This window comes from Azospirillum formosense (assembly GCF_013340925.1).
GTDB lineage: Bacteria > Pseudomonadota > Alphaproteobacteria > Azospirillales > Azospirillaceae > Azospirillum > Azospirillum formosense.
Map to the genome: position 1 here is coordinate 1 of NZ_WHOR01000157.1, position 13,390 is coordinate 13,390.

Below are 13,390 nucleotides of genomic sequence, written 5' to 3' on the forward strand. Positions count from 1 at the left end.
TCCTACGCGCTCCCCACGGTCGGCCCCTTCAGCCGCTCGACCGCCTGGGTGACGATCTCGTGCAGGCCTTCGCCGCCCGCGCTGCTGTGCTCCAGCAGGCGCTGGCGCATGCGCGGGTCCCAGAAGGCGCGGATGTGGCCGGCGGTCTCGGTCACCGCCTCGTCCTGCGGGTAGGACTGGAAATAGCTGGCGATCTGATTCGCCATGCGGACGATCTCGCGTGTGGTGTCCATGGGGCGGCTCCCGGAATAGCGTTTCAACGGAACAGCATGACGCCGTTGCCCCGCGCGCGGGCGGCCAGCGTCATGCCGGCGGCGCGGGCGAGCTTCAGCGCCAGCGCCGTGGGGGCGGAAATGGTGGCGAGCATGGGGATGCCGATGGTCGCGGCCTTCTGAACCAGCTCGAAGCTGCAACGGCTGCTCATCACCGCGAAGCCGCCGGACGGGTCGATCCCCGCGCGGGCCAGCGCGCCGGCCAGCTTGTCGAGGGCGTTGTGCCGCCCGACGTCTTCCCGCGCCATCACGATGCGCCCGTCCGGCCCGGCCCAGGCCGCGGCGTGCAGGGACTTGTTGGCGCGGTTCATCGGCTGGTGGTCGGGCAGGGCGGTAAAGACGGCGGCCACAGCCTCCACCGACGGGGTGAAGCCCGCCGTCACCCGCGGCGGCTCGCGCACCGCGTTGGCGAGGCTGTCGATCCCGCACAGGCCGCAGCCGCTGCGCCCTTCCATGGAACGGCGGCGGAGCGATCCGCGCAGAAGACGCAACGGGTCGGTCTCGATGGACAGGACGATGCCGTCCTCCACCGGGCGGACGTCGACGCGGTCGATGGCGGCGGCGCTGCCGACGATGTCCTCGCACAGGCTGAAGCCCAGCGCGAAGTCCTCCAGATCGGCGGGCGTCGCCATCATCACGGCGTGGGAGCGTCCGTTGTATTCGAACGCCACCGGAGTCTCCTCGGCGACCAGCCACGTCACGTCAGCCTGATTGGCCGCTTCCGGGAAGCCGGTGCCGCTGGCCGGCAGGGAATGGGCGAGTGACTGCATCGTTGGTCTCCTGTGTTCCCTCTCCCGCCCCGGGAGAGGGAAGGGGCCTGCGCGTAGCGCGGGAAGGGTGAGGGTGCCGACAAGGATCATGCTCTTATCCTTGGACGACCCTCACCCGGCCGCTTCGCGTCCACCCTCTCCCGGGACGGGAGAGGGGTTCGGATTACTCCGCCGCCACTTCCACCAGATCGCCGCGGCGGATCTGCCAATCGGACGGGTGGTTGCTCAGCGTCACCTGCACCGCGGTCACCTTGTATTCGGGGCAGTTGGTGGCCCAATCCGAATTCTCGGTGGTGACCACGTTGGCGCCCGTCACCGGGTGGTGGAAGGTGGTGTAGACCACCCCCTGCGGCATCCGGTCGGAGATGCGCGCCCGCAGCGTGGTGGCGCCGATGCGGCTGGCGATGGACACCAGATCGCCGTCGCGGATGCCCCGCTCCTCGGCGTCGTGGGCGTGGACCTCCAGGATGTCCTCCGGGTGCCACGCCACGTTGGCGGTGCGGCGGGTCTGGGCGCCGACGTTGTAGTGGCTGAGGATGCGGCCCGTCGTCAGGATCAGCGGGTAGAAGCGCGAGGCGCGCTCCTCCGTCGGCACATACTCGGTGATCATGAAGCGGCCCTGGCCGCGCACGAAGCCGTTGGCGTGCATGATCGGCGTGCCGACCGAGTCCTTGTCCGTGCAGGGCCATTGCACGCTGCCCACCCGGTCCAGCTTCGCGAAGCTGACGCCGGAGAAGGTCGGGGTCAGGCGGGCGATCTCGTCCATGATCTGGGCGCCGCTGCGGTAGAACATGGGATAGCCCATGGCGGTGGCCAGATCGCAGACGACCTCCCATTCCTGCTTGCCGGTCTTGGACGGCATCACCGGGCGGACGCGGTTGATGCGGCGCTCGGCGTTGGTGAAGGTGCCGTCCTTCTCCAGGAAGGAAGTGCCGGGCAGGAAGACATGGGCGAAGGCCGCCGTCTCGTTCAGGAACAGGTCCTGCACCACGACGATCTCCATGGCCCGCAGGGCGGCGAACACATGCTGGGTGTTCGGGTCGGACTGGGCGATGTCCTCGCCCTGGACGAACAGGCCCATGAAGGTGCCGTCCACCGCGGAGTCGAACATGTTGGGGATGCGCAGGCCCGGTTCGGGGTCGAGCGCCGCGTTCCACACCTCCTCGAACTGCTGGCGGACCACGTCGTCGGAGACGTGGCGGTAGCCGGTCAGCTCGTGCGGGAAGGAGCCCATGTCGCAGGAGCCCTGGACGTTGTTCTGGCCGCGCAGCGGGTTCACGCCGACGCCGTCACGCCCGATGTTGCCGGTCGCCATGGCAAGGTTCGCCATGCCCATCACGGCGGTGGAGCCCTGGCTGTGCTCGGTCACGCCCAGGCCGTAATAGATCGCCGCGTTGCCGCCGGTGGCGTAGAGCCGGGCCGCCGCGCGCATCTCTGCCGCCGGGATGCCGGTGTACTGCTCGGTGTTCTCCGGGGAGTGGCGCGGGTCGCGGACGAAGGCTTCCCAACGGGCGAACTCCATCGGGTCGCACCGGTCGGCCACGAAATCGCGGTCGACCAGCTCCTCGGTCACGATCACATGGGCCAGCGCGTTCATCGCGGCGACGTTGGTGCCGGGACGGAGCTGGAGGTGGTGCGTCGCCGAGACGTGCGGGCTGCGCACGAGGTCGATGCGGCGCGGGTCGATGACGATCAGCTTGGCGCCCTGGCGCAGCCGCTTCTTCATGCGCGAGCCGAAGACCGGGTGGCCGTCCGTCGGGTTGGCGCCGATGACCAGGATCACGTCGGACTTGTCGACGCTCTTGAAGTCCTGCGTGCCGGCGGAGGTGCCGAAGGTCTGCTTCAGGCCGTAGCCGGTCGGGGAATGGCAGACGCGGGCGCAGGTGTCGACGTTGTTGTTGCCGAAGGCGGCGCGGATCATCTTCTGGACGACATACACCTCCTCGTTCGTGCAACGGGAGGAGGTGATGCCGCCGATGGAGCCGCGGCCGTATTTCTGCTGGACCGCGCGCAGGCGGGTGGCGGCGTAGGCGATCGCCTCCTCCCAGGACACGGTGCGCCACGGATCGTCGATGCTCTCGCGGATCATCGGCTGCGTCTGGCGGTCGGCGTGGGTGGCGTAGCCCCAGGCGAAGCGGCCCTTGACGCAGGAATGGCCCTCGTTGGCGCCGCCGTCCTTGTGGGGGACCATGCGGACCACGGTGGTGCCCTTCATCTCCGCCTTGAAGGAGCACCCCACCCCGCAATAGGCGCAGGTGGTGATGACGCTGTGCTCCGGCTGGCCCAGCTCGATCAGCGATTTCTCGGTCAGGGTCGCGGTCGGGCAGGCCTGGACGCAGGCGCCGCAGGACACGCACTCGCTGTCCATGAACTGTTCGAGGGCGCCCGGCGACACCTTGCTGTCGAAGCCGCGCCCGTCGATGGTCAGGGCGAAGGTGCCCTGGACCTCGCCGCAGGCCCGCACGCAGCGGGAGCAGACGATGCATTTCGACGGGTCGAAGGTGAAGTACGGGTTGCTCTCGTCCTTGACGGCGGCGCGGTGGTTCTCACCCTCGTATCCGTAGCGGACGTTGCGCAGGCCGACCGCGCCGGCCATGTCCTGAAGCTCGCAATTGCCGTTGGTCGGGCAGGTCAGGCAGTCCAGCGGGTGGTCGGAGATGTACAGCTCCATCACGCCGCGGCGCAGCCGGCCCAGACGCTCGTTCTGGGTGTGCACCTTCATGCCCGGCGCGACCGGCGTGGTGCAGGAGGCCGGCGTGCCGCGCCGCCCCTCGATCTCCACCATGCACAGGCGGCAGGAGCCATAGGCGTCCAGCATGTCGGTGGCGCACAGCTTGGGCACGGTGATGCCGGCCTCCATCGCCGCGCGCATCACCGAGGTGCCTTCCGGCACGGTCACCGTGCGGCCGTCGATGTCCAGCGTCACCATGGTGGCGGACTCGCGGGCCGGGGTGCCGTAATCGATGTCTTGGATGGACATGGGGTCTGGTCCTTTCCGCTCACTCGGCCGCGACAGCCGCGGGGCTGCGGGTGAAATCCTCGGGGAAGTGCTTCAGGGCGCTGCGCACCGGGATCGGCGTCATGCCGCCCATGGCGCAGAGCGAGCCGTCGGTCATGACCTCGCACAGGTCGTTCAGCAGCGTGATGTTCGCCGCCACCTTCTCGCCGGCGATGATGCGGTCCATCACCTCCACCCCGCGCACCGCGCCGATGCGGCAGGGGGTACACTTGCCGCAGGATTCGGCGGCGCAGAACTCCATGGCGAAACGGGCCTGTCTGGCCATGTCCACGCTGTCGTCGAAGACGACGATGCCGCCGTGGCCGACCATCGCCTCGACCGCCGCGAAGGCCTCGTAATCCTTCGGCAGCTCGAACAGCGAGGGCGGCAGGTAGGCTCCGAGCGGGCCGCCGGCCTGCACCGCGCGGATCGGCCGGCCCGTGATGGTGCCGCCGCCGAACTCGTACAGCAGCTCGTGCAGGGTGACGCCGAAGGCCTTCTCGACGATGCCGCCTCGGCGGATGTTGCCGGCGAGCTGGAAGGCCAGCGTGCCGCGCGAGCGGCCGACGCCGAAGTCGCGGTAGTGGTTGGCGCCCTTGTCCAGGATGATCGGGACGGAGGTCAGCGACAGCACGTTGTTGACGATGGTCGGCTTGCCGAACAGACCCTCCAGCGCCGGCAGCGGCGGCTTGGCCCGGACGGTGCCGCGCTTGCCCTCCAGGCTTTCCAGCATGGAGGTCTCCTCGCCGCAGATGTAGGCGCCGGCCCCGACGCGGACGTCGAGATGGAAGCGGTGGCCGGTGCCGTGGATCTCGTCGCCCAGCCACTTCTCGTCATAGGCCAGCCGGATCGCCTCGCGCATCGTCGCCACGGCGTGCGGGTATTCCGAGCGGATGTAGATGTAGCCCTCGGTGGCGCCCACCGCGATGGCGGCAATGGTCATGCCCTCGATCAGGCAGAAGGGGTCGCCCTCCATGATCATGCGGTCGGCGAAGGTGCCGCTGTCGCCCTCGTCGGCGTTGCAGCAGATGTACTTCTGGTCCGCCTTGGCGTTCAGCACCGTGTTCCACTTGATGCCGGTCGGGAAGCCGGCGCCGCCGCGGCCGCGCAGACCGGATTCGGTGACCTCGGTGACGATCTCCGCCGGGGTCATGGCGAGCGCCCGCTCCAGCCCGCGGAAGCCGCCGTGCAGCCGGTAATCCTCGACCGACAGCGGGTCGATGATGCCGCAGCGGGCGAAGGTCAGCCGCTCCTGCTTGGCGAAATAGGGGATCTTCTCGGTCAGGCCGTGGGCCAGAGCGTGGTCGGCACCGTCGAGGAAGCCGGCGTCGAACAGGCCGGGCACGTCCTCGGCCATCACCGGGCCGTAGGCGACGCGGCCCTCGGGCGTCTCCACCTCGACCAGCGTCTCCAGCCACAGCATGCCGCGGGAGCCGTTGCGGACGATGCGGAGCGGGATGCCGCGCCGGGTGGCCTCGGCGCGGATGGCGGCGGCGGTCTCGTCGGCGCCCACCGACAGGGCGGCGGCGTCGCGCGGCACATACACCGTGTGCAGGGGCTCGCTCATCGCGCGGCCTCCGTGGCCAGGGTGGAGGCGGTGATGGCGTCGAAGCGGGCCGGGCTGACCCGGCCGTGCAGCGTCTCGTCCACCATCACGGCGGGGGCCAGGGCGCAGTTGCCCAGGCAGAAGACCGGCTCCAGCGAGAAGGCGTCGTCGGCGGTGGTCTCGTGGAAATCCACCTTCAGGCGGCGGCGGATGTGGTCGATCAGCCCGTCGGCGTTCATCGACTGGCAGGCCTCGGCCCGGCAGACCTTGATCGTGTGGCGGCCCGGGCGGCTGCGGCGGAACTCGTGGTAGAAGGACACCACCCCGTGCACGTCGGCGCGCGACAGGTTCAGCTCACGCGCCAGCAGCGGGATGGCTTCCTCGTCGATGCAGCCGAACTCTTCCTGAAGAGCGTGCAGCATCGGCAGCAGAGCCCCGCGCAGGTGACGGTTGGCGGCGATCACCGCCGTGGCGCGTTCCGCGCTCCATGGAGATCGGGCGTTCATGGTCTCCTCCCCCGCGCCCGCCTGGATCGGCGGCGCTTCGTTGGTGTCTCGTCCGTCAGCGTTACGGACATTGGGGGAGGCGGGCAAATTTGATTTTCTGATGCGGTGATAGGGTTTCGCTATCACCACACGGGTCGCGCGGTTATGTCCTTGAGATCATAGCCCTTTTGACAAACCCCAGGGGGCAAGGGCCTCATCGGTCAAAGCGCGCACGCGCTCGGCGAGGCCCGGTTCCGCGGCGACGGCGGCCAGCGCCTTGGCGAGCGGGGCCGGAGGTTCGCGGTCGGCGTAGACGAGTCCGACGGCGTAGGTGAGGTCCGGTTCCGTCAGCGGCAGGGCCACCAGATCGGGGTGGAGCGCGACCAGAGTGAGGAGCTGGCTCGGCACCACGCTGGCGGCCAGACCGCTGCGCACGATGGTGTAGATGGTGACGATGGAGTTCGTCTCCATCAGCGGAACCACCGTCCGGTCGGCCATGCGGAAGGCGGTGTCGGCGATGCGCCGGTTCTGCATGTCCGGGGTGAGCAGGCACAGCGGCAGCTTCGCCGCGTCGGCCCAGCGGATGCCGGTGGCGCCCTCCCGCACTTGGCGGCGCTGGGCCAGCAGGAAGTAGCGCTCCGAGAACAGCGGGACGGTGCGGACGTTGCTCAGCGGCTCGTTGTCGAGGTAGGTGACGGCGGCGTCCAGCTCGAATCCGTCGAGGTCGCGCTGGATGTCCCGCGAACTGAGCGAGCGCACGCTGGAGCGGATCTGCGGGTAGCGCTCGGCGAAGCGGGCCAGCACATGGGGAACGGCGGGCAGGGCGGTCGGAATGGCGCCGATCCGCAGATGGCCGGACAGGCCCTGGCCCAGCGCCGTCAGCTCCTGATAGAGCCCGTCCCGCTCCGCGACGATGCGGCGGGCGTATTCCAGCACCTTCAGCCCTTCCGGCGTGAAGCCGGAGAATTTCTGCCCGCGCTCGACAATGGGCACGCGCAGCTCGTCCTCAAGCTGGCGGATGGCGTTGGACAGCGTCGGCTGGGAGACGTGGCAGGCCTCCGCCGCCCGGCCAAAATGCTGCTCGCGCGCCAGGGCCAGCAGATAGACGAATTTGCGGAACACAGTCACCTCCCGTGCGTGATGGGCCGGTGCCCGCTTGGCGCCCTCCAAGGGCGTCGCGAACGTTATGCCGAATCGAACACACCGGGGGCAAGGAAAGAGGTTCCCCGCCGGCGCGTCGGTCGGCGGGTCACTCCCCGGGTTGCGCCGCGTGGGCCGCGTGGGTGGAGCGCATCAGGGTTCCGCGCTCGGTCAGCAGGACGGTCAGCAGCGCCAGAATGCCCAGAACGGTGAAGCCGATGGTCAGCGGGCGCACGGTGCCGTCGAAGGACTGCCCGACGATCCAGCCGACCATCGCCGCTATGCCGGTGCTGAAGAAGCCGACGAAGGACGATCCCATGCCCGCCACATGGCCCAGCGGCTCCATCGCCATGGCGTTGAAGTTCGGGGCGATCAGGCCAAAGCAGAAGAAGATCGCCGCCATGAACAGGCCGAGCCCGAGCAGCGGCGGGTGTTCCGGAAAGCCGAGCAGCGCCATGGCGAGGCCGGTCAGCGTGTAGCCGATCAAAGCCACGTGCGACACCCGGTGCATGCCGACCCGCCCGACCAGCCGCGCATTCACCAGCGAGGCCAGGGCCATCACCCCGGCGATCGCTCCGAAGGCCACCGGGAACAGCGCCCCCAGCCCGTAGACGTCCACGAAAATCTGCTGGGCGCTGCCGACGTAGCTCAGCAGCCCGCCGAACAGCAGGCCCATCGCCGCGGTGTAGCCGACTGTTGCCCGCGTCGTCACCACCTTGCGGAAGGCGTGGCCGAGCGCCGCCGGGGACAGCGGCAGACGGTCCTCCGCCGCGCGGGTTTCCGTCAGCCGCAGCATCGACCAGGCGAAGGCGGCGACGGCGGCCAGGAACAGGGCGCCGAACACCCACGGCCACGTGCCGAGACGCAGGATTCCCTCGCCCAGCGCCGGGGCGATGATCGGCACGATGATGAAGATCATCATGACGAAGGACATCACCCGCGCCATGTCGCGCCCGACGAAGCGGTCGCGCACGATGGCGATGGCGACGACGCGCGGGGCGGCGGCGCCGAAGCCCTGAAGCGCGCGGGCGGCCAGAAGCGTGGTGAAGCTGGGGGCGAAGACCGCGCCCAGCGACCCGATGGCGAAGATCACCAGACCAGCGGCCAGGATCGGCTTGCGCCCGAACCGGTCGGACAGCGGACCGTGGAAGGGCTGTCCGACGGCGAAGCCCAGCATATAGGCGGTGATGACGAGCTGCCGGTCGTTTTCGCGAGCCACCCCGAAGGTGCTGGCGATGTCCGGCAATGCGACCAGCATGATGTCGATGGACAGCGCCGTCAGAGCCATCAAAAGGGCCATGAGCGCGACAAACTCGCCGAAGCGGATGTCGCCGCTGCGACCGGCGGAAGCGGAACGGGGCATGGAATCAGGCATTGGACCAATGTGCCGCCCGCCTGTCTCCGCGGCAAATCGAATTCCCGCAGGCCCGCCATCGATATTTGGACATGGACAATTCAGGGCTGTGCCACCTTGCACCCCTATGCCCCGCACGTTACCACCTATTGTGGCGCACCCAACTTTCATTTGATGGTTTCAAGAATTTCACGAAACCCTTACTGAAAATAGTGATAGATAAGCGGATTTTGTGGGAGTCGCCTGAGCGCCTGTCTATAGTGGGCGGCGTCAACGGTCTGTGAAAATTGGGTATGCGCCTTCGTCTCCCCTTTGTGGCCCTGCTGGCGCTTCTTCCGCTCGTCGCCTTTGCGGTGGCTTCGATCATGTTGGTCGACCGTCAACAGGAGCGATCGGTGGAGGAGCTGATCCGCCACGCCACCGACGCGGCGGTGCGGACGGTGGACGGGCGCGTCCTTATGACGCGCAGCGCGCTTGAAATCATGTCCACGGCCCGCTCGCTGGACATCGGCGACCGCGTCGTCTGGAGGGACCGGGGGGAGCGTGCGCTGCGGCAGCGTTCGGATTGGGTCGCCCTGGAGGTGCGCGACCGGCAGGGTGTTGTCAACTTGCTCCACCGGCCGCAGGAACCGGAAGCCGGCGGCATCGACCCTGTCGCCCGCTCCGCCCAGGCGGACCGGGTGTTCCGCTCGGGAGAGGTCTGGATCAGCGGAGTCATCAGCGACCCCGCCGGCAAGGTGGAGCCGGTCTTCGCGGTCAGTGTGCCGGTTTGGGGCGTGGGCGAGGTGCGGCTGGTCCTGACCGCCTATGTGCGGGCCTGGTCCCTGCGTCAGGTCCTGGTCGATCAGGTGGCGACGCCGAATTGGATCGTCGCGCTTCTCGACCGCGATGGGCGCTTCATCGCGCGGACGAGGTCCGGAACGGCCTTCGACCCGGCGGTCGGAAAGCCGGCGCACGAGTCTCTCGCCCATGCGCTGAAAACCGGCGACGAGTTTTTCCTGTCCCGTACCCAGCAGGGGCAGGAGGTGCTGTCGGCGAAGGCCGGCTCCGTCGCGGCGCCCGGCTGGCTCCTGGCTCTCGGCACCCCGGCCGAGCCGATCCAGGCGGCGGCACGGCGCACGATCTACACGATCGCCGGCGGCGGACTGGGCGCGCTGGCGGTGGCGGCGCTGGTCGCCTGGGCCCTTGCCCGCTCCCACGACCGGCGTGAGGCGGCGGAGCGACGCGCGCGGGTGGCGGAGGCTGCGGCGGAAGCCGACCGGCGGTCCCACGCCATTCTGGAAAGCACGACGGACGGCGTCTACGAGGTCGACCGGTCCTGGCGCATCGTCTACATGAACGGACGCGCGCGCGGTCTGATGGGCGGCGGTAGCGAGCTGACCGGACAGCGTTTGTGGGAGGCCTTTCCCGACGCCATGGGAACGGTGGTGTGGGACCGCCTGCACATCGCCATGAGGGACCGCCATCCCGACGAGTTCGAGGCTTATTTCGCGCCGCTCGGCGTATGGCTCTTCCTGCGGGTTTTTCCGTCGTCCGCCGGGTTGGCCATCTATTTCCAGGACATCAGCAAGCGCCTTCTCGCCGAACGCGCGCTGGAACGCGCGGTGGAGCAGGCGAACCAGATCCTGGAGAGCATCGGCGACGCCTTCTACGCCATCGACCGCGACTGGCGGATCACCTATGTGAACAAGCGCGCGCAGGAGATGTTCGATCGCCCGCGCGACAACCTCGTTGGCCGCAGCCTGCTGGACCTGTTTCCTGACGTCGCGGGCAACACGGTCATCCGCAGCTTCGAAGCCGCAATGGCCGACCAGCAGCCGCGGGAATTCGAAGCGCTGTCCGGCATCTTCCAGCGCTGGACGATGTTCAACGTCTATCCGCAGGCGGGCGGCGGCCTGTCCATCTACTTCCGCGACGTGTCCGCCCATCGCGCGGCGGAGGCGGCCCTGCGCGCCAGCGAGCACCGCTACCGCACTCTCCTGGAAGCGCTTCCGCAGATGGTCTGGACCTGCCGGGCGGATGGCAGTTGCGACTTCCTCAGCCAACAATGGCTATCCTACACCGGTCAACGGATGGAGGAGGCACGGGAGTTCGGCTGGGCGGAGGCCGTTCATCCCGACGACGGAAAGCGCCTTCTCACGGTCTGGATGCAGGCGGTCGAGCAACGGACGATCTTCGACACCGAGGCGCGCATCCGCAGCGCCGCCGGAACCTACCGCTGGTTCAAGAAGCGCGCCCTGCCGATCACCGACCCGGAAACCGGCGAGGAACGCTGGTTCGGCACCTCCACCGACATCACCGACATCTTCGAGGCGCGCGACGCCATGCAGGCGGCCAAGGAGGAGGCGGAGGAAGTCGGGCTGCGTTTCCGCACGCTGGCGGATTCCATTCCACAACTTGCTTGGATGGCCCGCCCGGACGGGCGTATCTTCTGGTACAACCGGCGCTGGTGCGACTACACGGGCGTCGAGAGCGCGGACGCCGCTTCCGGTCCGCTGTGGGACGGAATTCTTTCCGCCGACCATGCCGAACGCGTCACGGCCAGTCTCCAGAGGTCCTTTGAAACCGGGGAGCCTTGGGAGGATACCTTTCCCATGGCCGGGCGGGACGGCGCCTTCCGCTGGTTCCTGTCGCGAGCGTTGCCCGTGCGCGATTCCGAGGGCGCCGTCGTGCTGTGGTTCGGCACGAACACCGACGTGACCGACCGCTTGGAGGCTGAGGACGCCTTGCGTTGTGCCAAGGAGGAGGCGGAGCGGGCCGCCCTGTCCAAATCCAAGTTCCTCGCTTCCGCCAGCCATGATCTCCGCCAGCCCATGCAGTCGCTGTTCCTGTTCTCCGGTGCGCTGCACGGCCATGTCCAGGGCGAAAGGGGGATGAGGGCGCTGCGCCATCTGGAAAGCGGTTTGGACGCTCTGAAGGGATTGCTGGACAGCCTGCTCGATGTGTCGCGCCTGGACGCCGGGGTGGTCAAGCCGACGCTGGAGGACTTCCCGGTGGCGCTCCTGCTCGACCACATCGCGGCGGGTTACGCCCCGGTGGCGCGCGGCAAGGGGCTCGACTGGACGATGGAGGGCTGTCCGCTCAACATCCGTTCCGACCGGGTGCTGTTGGGCCGGATGATCCGCAATCTGGTTGAGAACGCCATCCGATACACGGAACGGGGCAGCATCGCCATCACCTGCACGGCCGTTGGCGGGCGGATGCGGATAACGGTTGCCGACACCGGCATCGGCATTTCCGAAGAGCATCTGCCGCGAATCTTCGAGGAGTTTCATCAAGTCGGCAACCCGGAGCGCGACCGCAGCCAGGGACTTGGGCTGGGCCTCGCCATCGTTCAGCGCATCGGGCAGCTTCTGGACCATCCGGTGACCGTCCGGTCCACGCCCGGCGCGGGGTCGGTCTTCACCATCGAGGTGCCGCTGGGGGAGACTCTGAAGCCCGTTGAGCCGACGGGTGCCGTTCTCTCGGCGTCGGCGAGCGGCGATGAGCGGTTGGCCATGGTCATTGACGACGATGCCATCGTGCTGCTGGGGCTTCAGGCCATCCTGCGCGAATGGGGTTACGAGGTGCTGATCGCCGGCTCGGGGGAACTGGCGGTGGACAAGCTGCGCTCGGTCAACCGCAAGCCCGACATCATCATCGCCGACTACCGCTTGCGCGAAGGAAAGGTCGGCACCGACGCCATCCTCGACATCCGCCGGCTGTTCGACGCCGATATCCCGGCGATCATCGTGACCGGGGAAACCGGTCCGGAGTGCCAGCGCGACGCCGTGCGCCACGGCTTCGGCCTGATGCACAAGCCGGTAACCCCGCGCCAACTCGCCGGGGCCATGGAGCGTTCCCTGCAACCTGCGGAGTAAGGGGCGGCGGAATAAGGGGCGGCGGAGTGAGCTGGACGGGCTTCGGCGGTCAGCCGCCGCCGCCGCCCATCGCGGGCGGGCTGGACTGCAGACGGCGGCGGGTTTCGCGGTGCAGGATGTACAGCCCGCTCACCGCCACCACGGCAGCGCCCAACACCATGTGCAAGGTCGGCATCTCGCCCCACAGCATCCAGCCGAACAGCACGGCCCACAGCAGCGCGGCGTAGTTGAAGGGCGCCACCACGGCAGCCGGGGCCAGCGAATAGGCCCGCGTCAGGAACAGCTGGGCGCCTCCCCCAAGCACGCCGGTGGCCGACAGCAGGGCGAGGTCGGTCAGGTTGTGCGGGGTGATCCACACGAAGGGCATGACCAGCGCCAGGATCAGGGTGGTGATGGCGGTGAAGTAGAAAACGATGGTGTTGGCGTGCTCGGTCTTGCTGAGCTGGCGGATCGCCACCATCGCGAAGGACTGGCAGAAAGCGGCGCCGAGCGCGACCAGCGCGCCCAGATGCGTCAGCATTTCGCCCGACGGCCGGACCATGATGAGAACACCGACGAAGCCGACCAGCACGGCGCTCCACCGGTGGATTCCGACCTTCTCGCCGAGCAGCGGCACCGACAGGGCGGTGAGGAACAGCGGAGCCGAGAAGTTCAGCGCCACCGCGTCGCCCAGCGGCAGCAGACTGAAGGACCAGAAAGTCAGCGACATCGCGGTCAGCCCGACGACCGAGCGCCAGACATGGCCCATCGGGCGCTCGGTGCGCAGGCTGTTGATCCAGCCGCCCTGGAGCGAGATGACCACCGCCACGGGAATCAAAGCCATGGCGTTGCGGAAGAAGGTCACCTCGATGACGGGGTACGTCTCCGAGAGCAGCTTCACCAGCACATTCATCAAAGAGAACAGCAGCACCGACCCCAGCATCATGAAGATGCCGGACGGGATGGTCTCTGTCCTCTAATCACAA

At 68.3% G+C, this 13,390-nt stretch carries 9 protein-coding genes; 1 reads left to right on the top strand and 8 read right to left on the bottom strand.

Annotated elements, in window-relative coordinates:
• Positions 1–2 precede the first annotated feature (2 nt).
• The 7 genes from GBZ26_RS18890 to GBZ26_RS18920 form a co-directional block, all read right to left on the bottom strand.
• Entirely contained in the window at positions 3–233 is a 231-nt protein-coding gene (locus tag GBZ26_RS18890; protein ID WP_174440168.1) for a formate dehydrogenase subunit delta, read from the bottom strand.
• 23 nt (positions 234–256) lie between these two features.
• On the bottom strand, positions 257–1,042 hold the full coding sequence (gene fdhD / locus GBZ26_RS18895; RefSeq protein ID WP_174440169.1) for a formate dehydrogenase accessory sulfurtransferase FdhD: 786 nt from the start codon (positions 1,040–1,042) through the stop codon (positions 257–259).
• Positions 1,043–1,205: 163 nt separating this feature from the next.
• Positions 1,206–4,022, bottom strand: a complete 2,817-nt coding sequence (fdhF, locus tag GBZ26_RS18900) for a formate dehydrogenase subunit alpha (RefSeq protein ID WP_174440170.1) — start codon at positions 4,020–4,022, stop codon at positions 1,206–1,208.
• A gap of 19 nt (positions 4,023–4,041) precedes the next feature.
• Positions 4,042–5,607, bottom strand: a complete 1,566-nt coding sequence (locus GBZ26_RS18905; RefSeq protein ID WP_174440171.1) for a formate dehydrogenase beta subunit — start codon at positions 5,605–5,607, stop codon at positions 4,042–4,044.
• Positions 5,604–6,092 (bottom strand): formate dehydrogenase subunit gamma, encoded by a 489-nt coding sequence (locus GBZ26_RS18910; protein WP_174440172.1) that lies wholly within the window; start codon positions 6,090–6,092, stop codon positions 5,604–5,606. Before GBZ26_RS18910 ends, GBZ26_RS18905 begins: the two co-directional genes overlap by 4 nt.
• A 156-nt stretch (positions 6,093–6,248) precedes the next feature.
• The gene (locus tag GBZ26_RS18915) at positions 6,249–7,193 is read right to left on the bottom strand and encodes a LysR substrate-binding domain-containing protein (protein ID WP_174440173.1); all 945 of its coding nucleotides are present in this window, start codon (positions 7,191–7,193) and stop codon (positions 6,249–6,251) included.
• A 127-nt stretch (positions 7,194–7,320) separates the two neighbouring features.
• Entirely contained in the window at positions 7,321–8,574 is a 1,254-nt protein-coding gene (locus GBZ26_RS18920) for a multidrug effflux MFS transporter (RefSeq protein WP_174440174.1), read from the bottom strand.
• 284 nt (positions 8,575–8,858) lie between these two features.
• Between GBZ26_RS18920 and GBZ26_RS18925 the strand changes: the two genes are divergently transcribed.
• Entirely contained in the window at positions 8,859–12,425 is a 3,567-nt protein-coding gene (locus tag GBZ26_RS18925; protein WP_174440175.1) for a PAS domain-containing protein, read from the top strand.
• Between the two features lie 49 nt (positions 12,426–12,474).
• Here the strand turns inward: GBZ26_RS18925 and GBZ26_RS18930 are convergent, their stop codons facing one another.
• The gene (locus GBZ26_RS18930; RefSeq protein ID WP_247884842.1) at positions 12,475–13,350 is read right to left on the bottom strand and encodes a DMT family transporter; all 876 of its coding nucleotides are present in this window, start codon (positions 13,348–13,350) and stop codon (positions 12,475–12,477) included.
• Positions 13,351–13,390 lie beyond the last annotated feature (40 nt).

Coding starts and splice junctions, on each gene's coding strand:
- GBZ26_RS18890 (WP_174440168.1), bottom strand. CDS start 233: ATGGACACCACACGCGAGATCGTCCGCATGGCGAATCAGATCGCCAGC.
- fdhD (WP_174440169.1), bottom strand. CDS start 1,042: ATGCAGTCACTCGCCCATTCCCTGCCGGCCAGCGGCACCGGCTTCCCG.
- fdhF (WP_174440170.1), bottom strand. CDS start 4,022: ATGTCCATCCAAGACATCGATTACGGCACCCCGGCCCGCGAGTCCGCC.
- GBZ26_RS18905 (WP_174440171.1), bottom strand. CDS start 5,607: ATGAGCGAGCCCCTGCACACGGTGTATGTGCCGCGCGACGCCGCCGCC.
- GBZ26_RS18910 (WP_174440172.1), bottom strand. CDS start 6,092: ATGAACGCCCGATCTCCATGGAGCGCGGAACGCGCCACGGCGGTGATC.
- GBZ26_RS18920 (WP_174440174.1), bottom strand. CDS start 8,574: ATGCCCCGTTCCGCTTCCGCCGGTCGCAGCGGCGACATCCGCTTCGGC.
- GBZ26_RS18925 (WP_174440175.1), top strand. CDS start 8,859: ATGCGCCTTCGTCTCCCCTTTGTGGCCCTGCTGGCGCTTCTTCCGCTC.
- GBZ26_RS18930 (WP_247884842.1), bottom strand. CDS start 13,350: ATGATGCTGGGGTCGGTGCTGCTGTTCTCTTTGATGAATGTGCTGGTG.